13 protein-coding genes and 2 tRNA genes are annotated in these 16,129 nt (G+C 58.6%); 2 read left to right on the top strand and 13 right to left on the bottom strand.

Annotated features, from left to right (window positions below):
* Window positions 1-172: 172 nt before the first annotated feature.
* Complete coding sequence (locus tag API01S_RS28800) at window positions 173-550, top strand: transposase (RefSeq protein ID WP_084802401.1); 378 nt, start codon at window positions 173-175, stop codon at window positions 548-550.
* Window positions 551-668: 118 nt separating this feature from the next.
* Here API01S_RS28800 and API01S_RS09255 read toward each other — a convergent pair whose 3' ends face one another.
* From API01S_RS09255 to API01S_RS09205, 13 genes are all read right to left on the bottom strand, one after another.
* Window positions 669-1,619, bottom strand: a complete 951-nt coding sequence (locus API01S_RS09255; protein ID WP_061304228.1) for a phospholipase D-like domain-containing protein — start codon at window positions 1,617-1,619, stop codon at window positions 669-671.
* 505 nt (window positions 1,620-2,124) lie between these two features.
* A complete protein-coding gene (locus tag API01S_RS28795) occupies window positions 2,125-2,286 on the bottom strand; it encodes a transposase (RefSeq protein WP_084802400.1) in 162 nt (53 codons plus the stop codon).
* 211 nt (window positions 2,287-2,497) lie between these two features.
* A complete protein-coding gene (locus tag API01S_RS09250) occupies window positions 2,498-4,303 on the bottom strand; it encodes a TIGR04141 family sporadically distributed protein (protein WP_084802399.1) in 1,806 nt (601 codons plus the stop codon).
* 177 nt (window positions 4,304-4,480) lie between these two features.
* On the bottom strand, window positions 4,481-6,784 hold the full coding sequence (locus API01S_RS09245) for a phage/plasmid primase, P4 family (RefSeq protein ID WP_061304226.1): 2,304 nt from the start codon (window positions 6,782-6,784) through the stop codon (window positions 4,481-4,483).
* Between the two features lie 177 nt (window positions 6,785-6,961).
* Window positions 6,962-7,171, bottom strand: a complete 210-nt coding sequence (locus API01S_RS29640) for a helix-turn-helix transcriptional regulator (protein WP_084802398.1) — start codon at window positions 7,169-7,171, stop codon at window positions 6,962-6,964.
* A 362-nt stretch (window positions 7,172-7,533) separates the two neighbouring features.
* On the bottom strand, window positions 7,534-8,796 hold the full coding sequence (locus API01S_RS09240) for a tyrosine-type recombinase/integrase (protein ID WP_061304627.1): 1,263 nt from the start codon (window positions 8,794-8,796) through the stop codon (window positions 7,534-7,536).
* 165 nt (window positions 8,797-8,961) lie between these two features.
* Window positions 8,962-9,046: transfer RNA gene (locus API01S_RS09235), tRNA-Leu, on the bottom strand.
* A 120-nt stretch (window positions 9,047-9,166) separates the two neighbouring features.
* On the bottom strand, window positions 9,167-11,593 hold the full coding sequence (locus API01S_RS09230; protein ID WP_061304225.1) for a TonB-dependent siderophore receptor: 2,427 nt from the start codon (window positions 11,591-11,593) through the stop codon (window positions 9,167-9,169).
* A gap of 97 nt (window positions 11,594-11,690) precedes the next feature.
* The gene (locus API01S_RS09225) at window positions 11,691-12,704 is read right to left on the bottom strand and encodes a FecR domain-containing protein (protein WP_061304626.1); all 1,014 of its coding nucleotides are present in this window, start codon (window positions 12,702-12,704) and stop codon (window positions 11,691-11,693) included.
* A gap of 24 nt (window positions 12,705-12,728) precedes the next feature.
* Window positions 12,729-13,229, bottom strand: coding sequence for a sigma-70 family RNA polymerase sigma factor (locus tag API01S_RS09220; RefSeq protein ID WP_006217891.1), 501 nt, complete (start codon window positions 13,227-13,229; stop codon window positions 12,729-12,731).
* 258 nt (window positions 13,230-13,487) lie between these two features.
* Window positions 13,488-13,961: a preprotein translocase subunit SecG gene (gene secG / locus API01S_RS09215; RefSeq protein WP_050727928.1), complete on the bottom strand. Its 474-nt coding sequence runs from the start codon at window positions 13,959-13,961 to the stop codon at window positions 13,488-13,490.
* Between the two features lie 21 nt (window positions 13,962-13,982).
* Window positions 13,983-14,729, bottom strand: coding sequence for a triose-phosphate isomerase (tpiA, locus tag API01S_RS09210; RefSeq protein WP_039882871.1), 747 nt, complete (start codon window positions 14,727-14,729; stop codon window positions 13,983-13,985).
* A gap of 128 nt (window positions 14,730-14,857) precedes the next feature.
* Window positions 14,858-15,835: an NAD(P)H-quinone oxidoreductase gene (locus API01S_RS09205; RefSeq protein ID WP_061304223.1), complete on the bottom strand. Its 978-nt coding sequence runs from the start codon at window positions 15,833-15,835 to the stop codon at window positions 14,858-14,860.
* Between the two features lie 142 nt (window positions 15,836-15,977).
* On the opposite strand from API01S_RS09205, the gene API01S_RS09200 reads away from it, so the two are divergent.
* A tRNA-Ser gene (locus API01S_RS09200) sits at window positions 15,978-16,065 on the top strand.
* The last annotated feature ends 64 nt before the right edge of the window (window positions 16,066-16,129 follow it).

Raw genomic sequence — 16,129 nt, 5'->3', positions numbered from 1 at the left:
CAGCCCGAAAACCGATCGACGCGACTTTTTCATGAAGTAGTGAAAACACACCATTATCGCTAGCTAGCCGAGGCTGGTTTGTACCGTGCGCGCGTGAAAACGTGCTGTAAGCGGCTGGGCGACCTGTCTTGGCTAAGTTGATGTGCGAAGCGATAGTGTGCACGAGGAGATCATGCACACTATGTCGAATGAGGTTTTAGTGAATAAGCCGCTTCGTCGGTATTACAGCGACGAGATGAAGGCCGAGTTGGTGCGGGCATGTGGCGCACCCGGTGCCTCGATAGCGGCCATTGCATTGGCGCACGGTATCAACGCGAACATCGTCCATTGTTGGGTGCGCGAACGTGGCGAGTCGATCAAACAGCCGGAGTTCTTGCCGCTGCCGATATCGCCGGCGTTATCTAGCACCGGCGATGTTACTGGGGCTGTCGTCGAGATCGAACCGCGGCGTAGCGGTGGCGTCGATACGCTGGCCCCGCAAGGTGTCAGTGCATGCGGGACGCTGCTACGAGATTGGTTGCGGCGATCCGGATCGATGCCATATGGCTAGCCGTCGACCCGATGGACATGCGTGCCAGCAGTGATACGGCGCTGGCGCGGGTGGTGAACGTATGGGGCGGCGCGCCCGCATCACGCGCACCTTTTACCCTTCCCCGGCGCGCATTCAATCACCAAGTCCAAGTTTCACCACGGATGATTTGCCCATAGCCGCCGTCTTCTGAAAGAACGTCCGGAATCGTCTTTCGGTAGTAGACATCTCTCCACTCCACCAAAATTTCATGCTCGGGCCGAAAATAGCCACCGCCGCCTCCTTTTAACTCGATAGCTTCATTTTTCATGCGCATCGTGCCATAAGCATCTATGGACATCCCGAAGCGCTTTACTATTGCATCCCTGTTACGGCTAATCGACTCGCGCTCTTTCTCAAATGCGTGCCGCATGTCCTCCCGACGAGCCGCAATCGTGTCTCCCCGACCTGTCGGTTCATCGAAGTCCTCCTGATATACCTCAAACTCGTCGTCAATATGGGGGTCACTAGAAACCAACTTGGCATGCTGGGCCCGCTCGCAGACCTGCCAGACACCAGTGGCGATGCGGGTATGTCCATCGTCTGGATACAGGACGGCTACGTAGTAAGCTTCAGAACGACAGTACGGATGCTGAGAGCACAGCTTCATTCTACGAGCACTTCCCCCCAACACATATTCCTTGACGTCTTCGAATTCGTGTTTGTACTGCTTCACGAGGTCAAAGTCATGTGTAGCAACAATGATATTTTCGAAGCCTCGCGCCGCATTTTTTGTCCAGTTATAGCTTCCGGTTATGAGCACTTCATCGTCAATAATGCAAAACTTGTGATGCATGTACGCACGGTACCCACGAGGCGTTACAGGATAAAAGCGAATCGGCGAATGGCGGAAGTGCTGCCCTAAGCGCTGATTCTGCAAAACGTCATAGTACGCAATCTCAATCTGCACACCTCTGTCAAGCAGCCCCTGGAAAACGTGAGCGAATAGAGCCGGGTTCATCCAAGCGACACACAAGCGAACGGAGTGTCGGGCCTTTGCGAGCTCATCGAGCAAGCAGTCATAGATCGATTCGAAGTGAGCTCTAATCATTGCAATTCAATCGCGGCTTAGCGAGAGATCGCGCGATGCGCGATGTTTATCGGAAGAAATACGCAGTAAAAAGACACCTAACCAATGAGGTATTACGCAGGAAACCATACCCCCCAAGCCCATTGAAGGCGTTACGCGTAGAGATGGTGCTTACGCCTAATATTTCGCCTTTAGCAATGCCGCGAATCACGCAGACGATTCACTTAAGCCTCCCTAGGACAATCCTTCCAGCTATCACGAGGACGGTTGTTGGCTAAGCATGATACATCTCAATAGAGCAAGAGGTCTGGATTTGCCCACACGCGGCACCCAACGCAATTCCTCGCCACTTTTCACGGATGAACAATCGTGTGACTACAACCGCACGCGTTCAATATGTGTTCGCCGGGCGCTAACCTCGCACGGGACCGCGCGACAGGTGAATCTCGATGTGGCGATTCGCCGCGGGCTGTGGCGACACCACAACCTGCACGAAGGGAGGAACCACGCCTGGCTGACGCTCGGCCTATCGGATCCATTTGTGCACCAGGGTCGCGTTCACGCCGTGCGACAGAGCGACGCCCGCAATCGACGTCCCGGGCTGGCTGCATTCGGCCACAATCTGCACCTTCAGGGGCTTGGGATAAGACCGGCGCTTATTCGTCAGCGTTAATTCTGTCTTCGACATGGTGTCCACCTAAAGTGGTGGACACTATCGGGGACAACGCAGATGCGGAAGATGGGTTCACCGGGCGCTTACAACGTGCTTGCCAAGGACGCCTAAAAATTAACGTGGCACAACATCTGAATGCGTACGGCCGCCTTAGAAGCCTCTGGTAGGTTGTTGGTAACATCGGAAAGCTGAATCCACAAGAAGGCTTAGGCGTCCTCGACTCTGCCTACGGCGACGCCGTGCCCGCAGAAGCCGAGGGCAGCTTTCCTCTCTTTTTCCCCACCTTCTTCGTGGCCCTTTTCTTTATGACCTTCGCTGCCACCGCTGCAAGATGCGCGGCAGACTCGGGGATATGCATCAGGCTGACTGAATACCCAAAAGCTGAGATTGACTTGGCGCAGTTCTGCAATGTCACCTTGCTAAAAAACGGGATGTCCAGCGCAGTGCCCGCCGGTCCATCTATGATTGCGTAGACAATTTCGTTTCCGTGTGCCGAAAATCTGTTTGGCAACTGTGGCAACCCTAACGTCGCCAGTTGCTTGTTGACTTCGGCCACAAACGCCCCCTCTCTGACAAGAAGGGTAGATGCCACGAGACCCTGCGAGAATAGGTGACTGAGAGTCGCGGAGCTGCGCCCACGCTTCACATGGATAAATTCGAAACCTGTTGAGGCTCCCGCCGGAGGAACCTTGGGGATGTCACAAACTTCTATTTTGTCATACGTGCCTCCAAACCTGACGAGCCGACGGTCCAACATTCCATGGGTAGATGGACTAGCAGCACAAACAGCTTCGTTATATGGTCCCTCTCCGGTGTGCTGATATTGCATAAATGGAGGCACAAACGTCTTGCGCCGTAAGGACGCGTAGTACTTCTCGACCGCACTCTGAAAGGATCCTTCAACGCGGAACCAAGTGCCAACATGCAAGATGAAGAGATCCACATGCTTCTTGATCTCGGCATAGATACACTTGAAAGCACCAAAACGCTGAGGCGGTACACCACTTGCCATGATCATCAGGATTTCTTTCCTTTTGACGGTGTCAAGAGTGGCACCCTTACGCAAGGTGGTCAGAAATCTTGCTAGGTCAAGGCTTGTCTCTATTTCCCGCTCAGATGAGGCCTGCGAATAGCTAAAGCCAGTTACCTGGCTCCAGTCGACAATGTCAGGTATTGCTAACCACATATTCTCTAAATGCCGTGAACTTAGCTGCTTCCAGACCGCCTTATCCAGTTCATCGATGAGAGCCTTATCCTTGACAGGCAATAGATTCTCAACCCATGCGAATTGGCTGTTGTTGCCCTGCGAGTCCCGCGCTAAATAGTCTTTCGACTCTGAACGCTCGAGCGAGACCCGGAGGGTCTCTGACAGATCAGAGAGCTCAACAGATAGTGAGGTTTTGAATGAGTCGATGCCGGCAATTAGTCCCCCGAGGGTCTTCTTGTACTCTGGCTTGGTGAATCCTACGAGTCCCCGCAAGAGGTCCTGCTCCGGACTGATCATGAAGTCAGAAACCGAGGAGGCCTTAATCGTTTGCACCCTGCTAATTCTCGGAGACGCGTCGAATGTTTGCCGGTCAATAGAAGCCACCTGATCCGGTGAGATGCTGTTCAAAACGACACGAATGCCGAAGCGGTCTTCGATTAGGCGAGGCTCGATCATGAATCGTCCATGTCCAAACGCCAGGACGAACTGTCTGTCATGGCATTCGACCACCAAAATGGCTGAGACACTTCGGTTCTTCAGCTTTTGAAGAGGGGAGGCATCTGTGAATCCTTTTCGCACGAAATCGAGCCATTCAGGCTCTGATTCTGTGACTGGCTTCCTGATAAATAGAGTACCTAACTCACCATCTGGGCCAAGTGGATGAACTTCGGCCCTAATCTGTGCCGCCTTGCCAGAGCTACTCACAGGGCGGGCTAAAAAGTCCTTCTGCGACCAGAGCCCCTTTGATCCGGGGTCAGCGTTTACCTTTAGAAGATACACATTCAGCGCGATTCTCTTTTTACCCGTTGCCCCCACCACAGACACCTCCGCTCCGTTTTATGTTGAACTCAAGCCGCCGTAGAATCGCACGAATTTTCACTCTAAATCACTATGACCTTACGTCGAATTCCGTTTCATTCTACGTTCTCCAGGAGCATGGCCATTAAAAATTCGCAGTTCCGCACGCACCATCTAGCACACGCGCAACGTCAAAACTAGATCCTACATCAGCTTTAGCGATATACCAGAAAACAGTCTGTTGTTGCGGTGCAGCCGGGACTTAAAGATGCAATCTAGCTTCGCCTTGAACTCCGTCTGCCTTAGGCGATCGAACTCAGGATTCAACTTTGCCCATGCCACGTAATCGTCATGGAGGGGCTTGAACTGGCTCTCCTGGTCCCCGCCTACAGTTCGCTCCTCAAGCCATGCCTCAAATCCATCTGCCAGCTTACGCTGCATCTGCCCTGCGGCGTTGACCTTTGAAGGTGCCTGCAGGCCATTTTCCAGGTAATCAGCCGTTCCGCACAACAACATATTAAGAATGCCTGGAAGCTCCATCAGCAGTTTATCTTTAAGGCCGTGATCGACCTCCTTCGGCGAAAAAGTCCGAGTGAACGGGATGATTTTTATGCGCGCCCACAGCGCCTCATCGGCAGCGTGAATCTTGGGGATGAAATTGGTGACCATGATGGGCGTGAACTCGGGCAGAAATTCAATTTCGGTCCCGTAGAGCGGCCTAGCCGTGATCCGATCCCCTCCGGTCAGTTGCTTAACAAGTCCCGCGTCCAGTTGATGCTTACCATTAGGCTCACTGATGATCACCAACCGCTTGCCTTGCAGCCTAGCCAGTGCCGACGTCGGACCGTCAGTCATCGTGCTCTTGACCATGATCGTCGCCACCCCCACTGTGCTCGAAAAGGCACCAAAAATCGCCATCAGTACTTCGACAAGTACGGACTTGCCATTGCGGCCTTGCGGTCCATGAAAGATCACGAAGATGTGATCCACTGGTTTCCCCAAAAGGATGCTACCGGCAAGCCGCAGAATAAACTTGATGACTTCCCCATCGCCTTCAAAGACCTCCTCCAAAAACCGCTTAAATCGAGGCGCCTGAGCATTTGGATCAAAGGCCACCGCACTATGACGATACGAAATAGCCCGAATCTGGTTGGGAATGAGCTGTCCGCTCAACAGGTTCAAGATGCCATTGGCGACCGGGAAATACGGATACTGCGCGGCATACAGCGAATCACTTGATGGAAGCAGAAACTCGAGCGCACTTCGTCCCAGCGAGTCCAACGTACGACCATCGCCTGCATGCTTGGCTATTGCCGTTGCGAGCGTACGCCTAGCGTCGTCGTCATCGCTAACGACTAACTTCCGGCAATAGGCTTCCACGCATTGGCGAAATGCGAAGGGGTCGATCGCCGCATACTTGCTACCATCCCACCTCAATGGATGCAATGTCGGCTTATCCTCCTGCCCAGTGCGGGCAACAGCGAAATCCTTGTGCATTACAGCCGCCAGCAATCGACCAAGGGTTCGTTCCGTAAGCGGTTCACGCGAGCTTATCTTGGGTGTACCAAAACCGGGGTTGTGCCACCCATGACGCATCGCAATATAAAAGATGGAGGCCGGGCTGACAGAGGTAATGGTCTCAACATCCCGCCATTTACTGTTAAACATGCCCTCGTCAAATTTTGGTGATTTTTTAGACCATTCCCTTGCGAGGTCATCACCGCCTGGCCCCAAGGTGCGCAGCGCAGCTAACACTTTGACCCACAGGCCGTAGTCATCGGCCGGGATATGGCGCAGGGCATCCTTCAAGTGCTCGACCCGCCTATTTTTATCTTCCTCAGATGCAGCGGCGATCGAGAGCGATTTGGTCATCATAGGAACGTCGGCTTGCAGTGTGGCGGCGACCAGATCGAAATCAAAGGCTGTAGCCAAGCGAGCGTAGTCGTACGCCCGGTCATATCTACACAATGAAGCCCTGACCAAAGTTCCATGCTTCTGATTCACAAAACCAGGCAACCGTACGGCCTGCGCTTCATGCGCAAAGCAGGGGTCTCCACCCAGTCGATAGGCAAGAGCACGGGCGGCTAGGCGATGGGTAGCGCTGTCAATCGGCTCCTTCAAGATCCACAACATGTGTTGCCGTTTGCCGGACGTGTTGATCGCAACAGTGGGCCGAAAAGGGGCATCGGTCCACAAGGACATATCAACATCGTGATCCAAGTCGACGGCAAGGGCCCAAGTTCCATCCACGTTGTTGGCCCCGAGCCCCTCGCCATCGCTCATCCCGACCATCAGGAACGGCTGCCAATATTCTGCCTTCCAAACTGGGAACTGATTGATTTGGGTGGTCAATGTGCCGTACGAGAGCTTCACATCCTCAATCCTGCCCTCGTGACCAAGCTTGATCAGCTTGATCGTGAATGACCACGTATCCCCGAACAACGCTCGGCATACGTCTATTGCTTCACTGAAGGCCGGATTCACACCGGTATTGGGTCCACTACTCATGGGAAATTTCCTCGAGCGCGAGTAGTGTGAGCGGTCACCTTATTACCTTTTTCAACGATGAAAAGGTATGAAAAATAAGTAAACAAGTACACTCACATCACTCACATTTTTTTGCAGGGAGAGAAGGGACGACCCTTCCCTCAAGAACGTGCTGGACGAGTTGTGTGCGTACTTGTTTTAGATTGCGAGTTCACTCTCCTTGATACGTTCCTGAACCCATGAGTGAACTTGGCTTGCAGAGAACAAGGTTTTGCGACCGCACTTGATAATACGGGGGAATCGCTGAGCAGCGATTAGCGCATAGACCGTGGACTTCTTGAGACCAACAATCCCGCAGACCTCACGGAGGTCGATCAACTTATCAGGTGACACGGTGTGATTTCCCATCTGTAAACGCCCGGTTGGACGAAGATGGGTAACGAGGCGCTTACCAGGCAAATGGAGCGACTTACACGAACCTTGAGGAGCCTATACCACATAGGCGCATCTTCTATGTCTCTGCCAGAGTGGCGAGAGAGCAGCAAAGGAAGACAGTCGGCTGACGCATGGTAGACCATCACACCTTACAGCTAGGAAGCTGTGGGTCAAAATCTAGCATAATGCGGCGGATGCTTCAAGCCGCAGACATATTTAAATAGCTCACACTCCTCACACAACCCTACGCAGGGCGGTGGAGTGGACGCACATCGAAATGAGCTCACATTCCTCACACACTCCATCCACAGGGGCGGCCGGGCGCAACTTCTTGATCATTGCCCTGCAGCCTGTGCATCCAAGTAATCCGCCCACTTCTGCATTGCCTCACGACGCTCATCCACAAACCCCGTTCGATCGTACGCAGCCTGGATTTGATCCCGCTTGGCGTGCGCAAGCTGCGCTTCCAGCACATCGAAATCGATCTTAAGCCGCTCGCGCGCTATGGTGCGGAGCATTGCGCGAAATCCATGGGGACTATGTTCGCCCGCAAACCCCATCAAGCGCAGCGCGCGAGAAAGCGCATCCCGGTGCAAATGTGGATTCTTAAGCTTACCAACGGCAGGAAAGACATATATATCCCCACCGGAGAACCGCTGCATGTCCATCAGCATTGCGATGGCCTGTGTCGGCAGACTGACGAGATGGTCATGCCCCGTCTTCATACGCCGAGATCCATCGGCGTTCATGCCCGAAATGTGCCACTCCGCTATTTCCAGATTTATCTCTGACCATTTTGCGCTCGCTACGACGCCGGGGCGCGATGCGGTCCAGGCCGCGAGCAGCAACGCTGAACGAACAACAATACCTTCGTAGGCCTGGATCGTCCGCATCAGTTGGCCAACTTCCTGCTGCCGGGTCACGGCCGGCACATGCCCACCCCGGTGACTAGGAAGAACGCCTTTCAGTCTGAGCACCTGATCATCCCCTCGGACACCCTCGTGGATGCAATAGTCAATGACGCCGTTCAGGTACTGCTGGGCTTTCTTGGCCAAGCTTGGAGTATTCGCCGCGATGCTTCGCAGCGCGTCGGTTACATCAGGACTACGCAGCGTGCGCATGTCTCGCTCGCCGATGGCGGGCTGAAGCAATTTCCGAACTACGTATTGGGCCTTTCGATAGCTCTCAGGAGCCCAACTGCTCTTACGGAATGCTAGCCAAGCCTCGGACAGTCGGGCGAACGAATAGCGCTTAGACTCCTCAGCCGCCTGCTGAATACGGTCCTGCTCCATAGTCAGAGCTTGAACATGCATCTTTGCCTCGGCTCGCGCCCCGACAATGGACCCGCCCGTCCTGCTAGCGTAATGGACTTCTTCCGTCTTCAGACGAGCTTCAGCGAGGCTCATGATCGGATACAAACCCAGGACCACAGTGCGCTGCTTGCCATTTGGCAGCCTGTACCTCGAAAACCAGGATTTTCGGCCGGTCGGTAGCACCTCGAGATGAAGGCCTCCTCCGTCCGCTAGGGTGTAACGCGTGTCTTTGCGCTTTGCGTTTTTGACCGCCAGATCGGTCAGTCCTTTTGCCAAGCTAGGCATAAATGGGGCCCGTTTTAAGTATGTAGCCAAAAACATACTCAAAGCCCTACTCAAACGCAATGGATGCTGATGGACAAACGGGGACGCCAGGCAACAAAAAACCCGCATCCTCATAGGAGAGATACGGGTCTTTTACACGCCCAGAAACGGCCCTGGACAAATTCTTGGTGCCGACGGCGAGACTCGAACTCGCACAGCTTTCGCCACTACCCCCTCAAGATAGCGTGTCTACCAATTTCACCACGTCGGCTTTCACCAGATTTCTGCCACTGCCCATAGGCAATGCCAGAAAGTCGAGCATTCTAGCACGGATCTGGAAAATCACGGAAGGCCCTCGAAAAACGGGGGCCAAGCCCCCGCCTCCCGTCGACTAGAACGCGTACTTCGCGCTCAGCACGACGTTCCGGGGTGCGCCATAGATGCCGCCGTACATGCTCAGGCCGCTGTAATACGCCTTATCGAACACGTTGTTCACGTTCAACGTTGCGCTGAACTGCTTGCTGAACTCGTAGCGTGCCATGGCGTTGACGACGGTGTAGCTGGATTGCTGGGCTTCGCCGACATAGCCCGAAGCACTTTGCCAATTCAGGCCACCGCCGACGGTCAGCTTGTTCAGGGCGTCGGGCAGGCGATAGGTGGTGAACAGTTTGACGCTGTGGCGCGGGATCTGGGTGATGGCGCGCTGGCCTTTGGCGTCTTCGCTGATGGAGTACGTGTAGCCGGCCGCGATGTTCCAGCCACGGCTGAGTTCGCCCGTCAGTTCCAGTTCGGCGCCCTTGGTCTGGATGCCTTGCAGCGCCACGTACGACGAGGTGGCGGCGTCGTAATTGGCCAGATTGCTCTGCCGGGTTTTGAACAGAGCCAGGCCGGCGTTCAAGCGATCTTCCAGGAAGCTGGACTTGATGCCCAGTTCATAGCTCGTGCCGCGTTCGGGATCCAGGACGGTGTTGTTGACGTCACGGGTGGACGCCGACTGCGGGCTGAAGATGCGGGTATAGCTGCCGTAGACGGTCCAGTTTTCATTCAGGTCGTGGACCAGGCCGGCGTAGGGAACGATGACACCCGTTTCGCGGGTGTCGGCGTGGGTGCTGCCCGGTACGCCGACCACGCTGGTGTCGGCCTTGCGTTCCCAGTTGATGACGCGTGCGCCCGCAATCAGGCTGGTGGGGTCGGCCAGCTTGAAGCGCGTGGTCAGGTATGCGCTGTACTGCGTCTCCTTGGTATTGGTCTGCCCGGCTTTCACGAAGTCGGGCGTGTTGGACGCGCCATCCCAATGGCGGAAGTCCGCGATCGAGCCGTCGTAGCCCGTCCACGGACCCAGCCAGCTGCCGTAGTCAGGCGTGTCCGAGCGCAGCTGCGAGAGCGAGATCCCGGCCACGACTTCATGTTGGCGTCCCAGCAGATCAAACGGGCCACTGAGCTGGGCGTCAAGCGTGGTTTGCTTGTCGTTGCTCTTCCAGCGCACTGGCCATACCGATGCGCCGCCGCCCGTGCGCTGGTCAATGGAGCCGGTCAGGAAATACAGCGCGCTGTCGTAGTTGTACTGCGTATGGGTGACTTCAACTTTGCCGTTCCAACCCTTGCCAAAGTCGTGCTTGACGGAGGCAAACAGGTTGGTCAGTTCGCTGTCGTAGTAGCTCCAGTCGGGCGCGGCATTGGTGGACCGCTTGAAATTCGTGGGCGCGCCATTGCTGTACGTAAAGGGCAGGCCCGTGCGCAGCGGGGAATCGTTTTCGTTTTTCTCGTAGCTCAAGCCCACCGTCAGCAACGTGGAACGGCTCAGGTCGAGTTCGGTAATGCCATAGACCAGGCGGTTCCGCTTTTCGTAGCGGTCGATCCAGGAATGCTGATTCTCTTCATCGACGACCAGACGGCCGCGCAGCTTGCCGTTGTCGGATAGCGGGCCAGACAGGTCGGCGCCCAGGCCATAGCGGTCCCAACTGCCGGCTTCGGCGGTGATGCTGGCCTGACCCTCGGCGGTTGGTCGCTTGCGGACCAGATTGATACTGGCGGCGGGCGTCCCCATCCCGCTCATCAGTCCGGTGGCGCCGCGCACGACTTCAATGCGGTCGTACATGGCGGTGTTGCGCCAATAGCTGGACGCGCCCAGCGAACTGGGGATGCCGTCGACCAGGAAGTTCGAAATCGTAAACCCGCGCGACCACAGGCCGCTCAGGTCGGTGCCCATGCCTTGGCGGAATGCGGTAACGCCGGTGGTGCTTTCCAACGCGTCGATGATGCTTTCCAGCTTCTGATCATCCAGGCGCTGGCGAGTGATGACGGTCACGGACTGCGGCGTTTCCTTCAGGGTCAACGCCAGGGGGGTGCCGGTCGCGCTGGGGCCGGTGGCGGTGTAGGCGCCGGTATTCTCGGTGACGGCGGGATCGCGTTCGCCCATGACCTGCACTGCGCCCAGCGTCACGACACCACCCGCCGTTTGCGGAAGCCGGCGCAAGGCCCAACTTCCGCTGCCCGTGCGCAGCAGTTCCAAACCGCTGCCTTCGATGGCGGCATGGGCGGCCTGCTCGGCGCTGTAGCGGCCGCGCACGGCGGGGGCCTGCATGCCGCGCACGAGCTCGGCGTCTACCGAAATGGCTTCGCCGCTTTCGCTGGCGATGCGGGCCAGGCTGCTGCCCAGCGCTTGCGCCGGAATGTCATAGGTGCGCAACACGTTTGCGGCGTCGACGGCGACGGGGCGGCTGCCGCCCTCGGACTGCGCCCGAACGCCCGGCGTCGAAAACAAAGCGACCAAGGCGGCGGCCAGCAGCGACAGCCGCAGATCGGTAACGGTAGACATGACGAGATTTCCCTCAAGAACGTCGTGAATCGGACTAGCTTCATGAGGGATGTGGCGCAGCGACGCAAAAGTGACAGTCGGATTCTGCTTTTATTTTTCAGCCATCGCCCGGCGCATCGATAACGACCATCATGCCGCCTGCGTAACGGCGCACGCGCACCGGCAGGGTTTCGGCGACGATGGCCAGCGTGCGGTCGGTGTCATCCAGGGGATAGGTGCCATAGACGCGCTGCCGGGCGGCAGCCGGACTGATGCGCACATAGCCACGGCGGTAGGGGCGCAATGCGGCGATCAGTTCGCCCAGCGGTTGATCGTGCAGTTGCACGACGCCCTGCTCCCACGCGCCCGCGGTGAGGGCGGGCACGGGCAAGCGCTCGACGCCTTGCTCGGTCATGCGCGCCGTTTCGCCTTCGTCCAGGGTCTCCTGCCGGCCATCCTGCGGCAACAAGACGACGCGGTGCTGCAGCATGGCCACGCGTGTGCTGCCGCTATCTTGGCGCACGGCGATACGCGTGCCGAGCGCGCGGATCGATCCCTGCGCGGTGCGGATGACAAACGGCGGCCTGGCCACCGTGCCACCGTCTGCCGGCGCCACATCGACGATCAACTCGCCTTCGCGCAAGATCACCAGCCGCAATCCATTGGAATACAGCACGTCGACCGCCGTACGCGCGTTCATCTGCAACACGCTGCCATCCGGCAAGGTAAGCGCGCGGCGCACGCCCGTGCCGGTCACGTGATCGGCCAACAGCTGGGTCAAGGGCATATTGCGCTCGGCCAGCGCCAGTGCAACCAGCGACCCGACGCCCGCCACGCTCAACGCCCCCTTGAGCCACTGGCGGCGCCCTCGTCCGGCGGCCTGGGCGCGTGACAAGGTCTGCGACAAGAGATCGGCCTGGCCAGCCTGCGGGTAATGGACGCGCACCTTGCCCAGCGGGCGGTCAACAGCATCCGTCAATCGACTCCAGGCTTGCGCGTGCGAGGGATGCGCTTGCAGCCAGACGCTGTGCTCGTCGCGATCTTCCTGCGTGGCTTCGCCTGACCGCAAAATGACCAGCCACCCCAGCGCGGCGTCGTTGGCCTGGTTATCCAGCACGGCGTGCGCATTCATGAACAGCGCCTCGGTTCCCACCCGCTAACGCACGTCATTCAGTCCTGCCATACGCCGAAACGCCTGCGCCATGTATTGGCGAACCATACTGGCGGACACGCCCAGCTTGTCGGCGATTTCGCCATAGGTCAGACCGTCCAGCTGGCTGTACAAAAAGGCCTGTTGCGCCTTGGCTGACAAGCCTTCCAGCGCGGCCGCCACGCCCTCCAGCGCCTCGATGAACAGTTGGCGCTCTTCAACCGACGGCGCCATGGCCGCGCTTTGCAAGGCCAGCGTTTCCAGATAGGCCTGCTCCAGATCGCGACGGCGCCACAGTTGGAAAATCTGCCGCTTGGCGATGGTGGTCAGGAACGCCCGGGGTTCGCGCACGGTATTCAGGCCTTGATTGCCCGCCTGGATCGCGGCCGCCTGGGAAAACGTTTCTGAAGCGACGTCTTCGGCTTCGGCCCAGTTGCGCAAATGCCGCTGCACGCGCTCCAGCAACCAGCCATGATGCCCTCGGAACCAGCTTTCCAGCACGGCCATGGCACCGGCGCCAGCAACCGGCGGACGGGCTGACTGAGCGTCGTCAAGAGAAGGGACCATAAGCGTGCAGCGTGGGAGGGGTAAAGGTGGGCGTCGAAATAGCCGGCGGATTATATCAGTCATGAGAACGATTCTCAATACCCGATATCCGATCGACGGCTTCGTGCGTCGCCCGCCCCTTTTTCACGCCCCCCGCACCACGGCGCGCACAAAAGAAAATGGCCGGCATTGCGCCGGCCATTTTGAACTTGCGGTGAATTACTTCGCGGGCGTTTCAGCCGGCTTGTCGCCCGCGGCCGGGGTTGCCGGCGCGGACGGGACCGACGCGTCAGGCTTGGCCGGCGCGGCAGGGGCTGCCGGAACCGAAGCGGCGCCAGGCACCGACGAGCTGCCAGCGCCAGGAGCGGCGGGCGCGGCGCCCGGCACTTGCGGCACCGAACGGTCCGACGGGAAGCTTTGCATCACGCCCGAGTCAACGGCGGGGCCGCTGGTGCCCTTGTGGCTGACGTAGGCCAGGCCGGCGGTCGACGCGAAGAAGACGACGGCGGCCCACTTGGTGGCGCGCGACAGGAAGTTGGCCGCGCCGGTGGCACCGAACAGGCTGCCGGAGGAGCCGCTACCGAAAGCGGACCCCATGTCGGCGCCCTTGCCCTGCTGCAGCAGGACCAGAACGATGATAGCCAGCGCCGAAAGAACTTGGACGGCCAGCAAAAGTTTAAGCATCAAGGGCATTACAGACTCCGGAACGGAAACTTAGATGGCGGCAATACGCAAAAATTCTTCAGCCACTAGCGACGCGCCGCCGACCAGGGCCCCGTCGATATCAGTCATGGCGAACAAACTGGCGGCGTTGGCAGCTTTTACGCTACCGCCGTATAAAACTTGTACTTGCGCCGCGCCCAGCGTGCGCAAGGCAGCGCGGATGGCGCCGTGAACTTCCTGCGCTTGCTCGGGGCTGGCGGTGCGGCCGGTGCCGATGGCCCAGACGGGCTCGTAGGCCAGGACCATGCGCGACACGGCTTCTGCGCCTAGTGCCAGCACGGGCTTCAACTGGCGTTCGATCACGGCCAGCGTGTTGCCGGCCTCGCGGTCGGCCAGCGATTCACCGACGCAAACCACCGGCGTCACGCCAGCGGCCAGTGCCGCCTGCGCCTTGGCGGCGACGATCTCGTCGGTTTCGCCGTGCAGCACGCGGCGCTCGGAGTGGCCGGCAAGCGCCCAGCGGCAACCAAATTCTTTCAGCATCGCACCGGAGACTTCACCGGTGTAGGCGCCCTTTTCATGAGCGCTGACGTCTTGCGCGCCCCACGACACGCTGCTTCCGGTCAGGGCCGAGCCGGCTTGCGCCAGATAGGGAAACGGAACACAGATGCCGATCTCGCAGTGGCTCGCGGCATCCGCGGCGCGCAGCTCGGTCAGCAACGCGGCGTTCTCGGCCAGGTTGCCGTGCATCTTCCAGTTGCCCAGCACGAGGCGGGCGCGGTTTTCGACTGAAGTCATGGCAGGTGTCAGAGTGGGATGAGCCCGGGCAATGATGCAACCGCCCACGGGCCTGCCTGGAAAAAATTCCAGGCGAAACCCGAGATTGTATCCTGTTGCGCGGCGATACGCCGATCGCCGCGCGATTCTTACATTGTCAGGATGATTTTGCCGATGTTTTCACCGCCTTCCATCATGGCGTGGGCCTTGGAGGCCCCGGCCAGCGGGAAGGTGGCGTGAACGATGGGCTTGATGGCCCCTTTTTCCAGCAAGGGCCAGGCCTGTTCACGCAGGGCGCGCGCGATGGCGCCCTTGAAGGCGACCGGGCGGGGACGCAACGTGGAACCAGTGATGGTCAGGCGACGGCGCATGACCTGCGAGGTGTCCACATCGGCGCGCGAGCCGCCCAGCTGGGCAATGATGACGATGCGGCCGTCATCCGCCAGGCACTGCATGTCGCGTGCGATGTAGTCGCCGGCGACCATGTCGAGAATGACGTCCACGCCACGCCCGTCGGTCGCTTCCATGACTTCCTTCACGAAATCATGGGTCTTGTAGTTGATGCCCTTCTCGGCGCCCAGCGCTTCGACGGCGCGGGCGCGGTCATCGCTGCCGACCGTGGCGAACACCCGGTTGCCCATAGCGCGCGCCAGCTGGATCGCCGTGGTGCCGATGCCGCTTGCGCCGCCGTGCACCAGCAGGATCTCGCCTTCGGACAGGCGGCCGCGATCGAACACGTTGCTCCAGACCGTGAAATACGTTTCCGGCAGACCGGCTGCTTCGATGTCGGACAAGCCCTTCGGGATGGGCAGGCATTGCGCGACCGGCGCAACGCAATACTCGGCATACCCACCGCCCGCCACCAATGCGCAGACCTTGTCGCCTACGGCAAAGCCGCTGCCGGCCACGTCGCCGCCGACGATTTCACCGGCCACTTCCAGGCCCGGCAGATCGGACACGCCGCGCGGAGGCGCGTAGTTGCCCTTGCGTTGGAACACGTCGGGGCGATTGATGCCCGCGGCGCTGACTTTGATCAGGACTTCACCCGCGCCGGCTTCGGGCGTGGGACGTTCTACGGGGACCAGGACCTCGGGGCCGCCGGGGCGGGAGATTTCTACAGCGTGCATCGCGTGCCTCCTTTGCAGCAAATAGATTATTATTGCGCCCTTTACGGCATCTCGCGGGATCGTTCGGGCAGAATGTTTGCCTGACGGCCGAATCACCGCCAGCCGTAACGCCGCGGCCTGGCCAGCGGCACAGCATCACCCCGGAAGCGTGGCAGAGTGGTCGATTGCACCGGTCTTGAAAACCGGCAACGGGCAACCGTTCGTGAGTTCGAATCTCACCGCTTCCGCCAGACCCTCAATGACAACCGCCGCCCCTTGCGGCGCGGCGGCTCATTCCTCTACCCCCATCATGCT

This window comes from Achromobacter piechaudii NBRC 102461, from assembly GCF_001571245.1.
GTDB lineage: Bacteria > Pseudomonadota > Gammaproteobacteria > Burkholderiales > Burkholderiaceae_B > Achromobacter > Achromobacter piechaudii.
The sequence above is the reverse complement of the archived record's forward strand: the minus strand, read 5'-3'. Positions and strand labels throughout refer to the sequence as shown.

What these genes read in the sequence shown, in the direction of transcription:
- API01S_RS09220 (WP_006217891.1), bottom strand. Translation starts at nt 13,229, where the DNA reads ATGGCCGTGCTGGAAAGCTGGTTCCGAGGGCATCATGGCTGGTTGCTG.
- API01S_RS29640 (WP_084802398.1), bottom strand. Translation starts at nt 7,171, where the DNA reads ATGGGAAATCACACCGTGTCACCTGATAAGTTGATCGACCTCCGTGAG.
- secG (WP_050727928.1), bottom strand. Translation starts at nt 13,961, where the DNA reads ATGCCCTTGATGCTTAAACTTTTGCTGGCCGTCCAAGTTCTTTCGGCG.
- API01S_RS09240 (WP_061304627.1), bottom strand. Translation starts at nt 8,796, where the DNA reads ATGCCTAGCTTGGCAAAAGGACTGACCGATCTGGCGGTCAAAAACGCA.
- API01S_RS28800 (WP_084802401.1), top strand. Translation starts at nt 173, where the DNA reads ATGCACACTATGTCGAATGAGGTTTTAGTGAATAAGCCGCTTCGTCGG.
- API01S_RS09230 (WP_061304225.1), bottom strand. Translation starts at nt 11,593, where the DNA reads ATGTCTACCGTTACCGATCTGCGGCTGTCGCTGCTGGCCGCCGCCTTG.
- API01S_RS28795 (WP_084802400.1), bottom strand. Translation starts at nt 2,286, where the DNA reads ATGTCGAAGACAGAATTAACGCTGACGAATAAGCGCCGGTCTTATCCC.
- API01S_RS09255 (WP_061304228.1), bottom strand. Translation starts at nt 1,619, where the DNA reads ATGATTAGAGCTCACTTCGAATCGATCTATGACTGCTTGCTCGATGAG.
- API01S_RS09225 (WP_061304626.1), bottom strand. Translation starts at nt 12,704, where the DNA reads ATGAATGCGCACGCCGTGCTGGATAACCAGGCCAACGACGCCGCGCTG.
- tpiA (WP_039882871.1), bottom strand. Translation starts at nt 14,729, where the DNA reads ATGACTTCAGTCGAAAACCGCGCCCGCCTCGTGCTGGGCAACTGGAAG.
- API01S_RS09245 (WP_061304226.1), bottom strand. Translation starts at nt 6,784, where the DNA reads ATGAGTAGTGGACCCAATACCGGTGTGAATCCGGCCTTCAGTGAAGCA.
- API01S_RS09205 (WP_061304223.1), bottom strand. Translation starts at nt 15,835, where the DNA reads ATGCACGCTGTAGAAATCTCCCGCCCCGGCGGCCCCGAGGTCCTGGTC.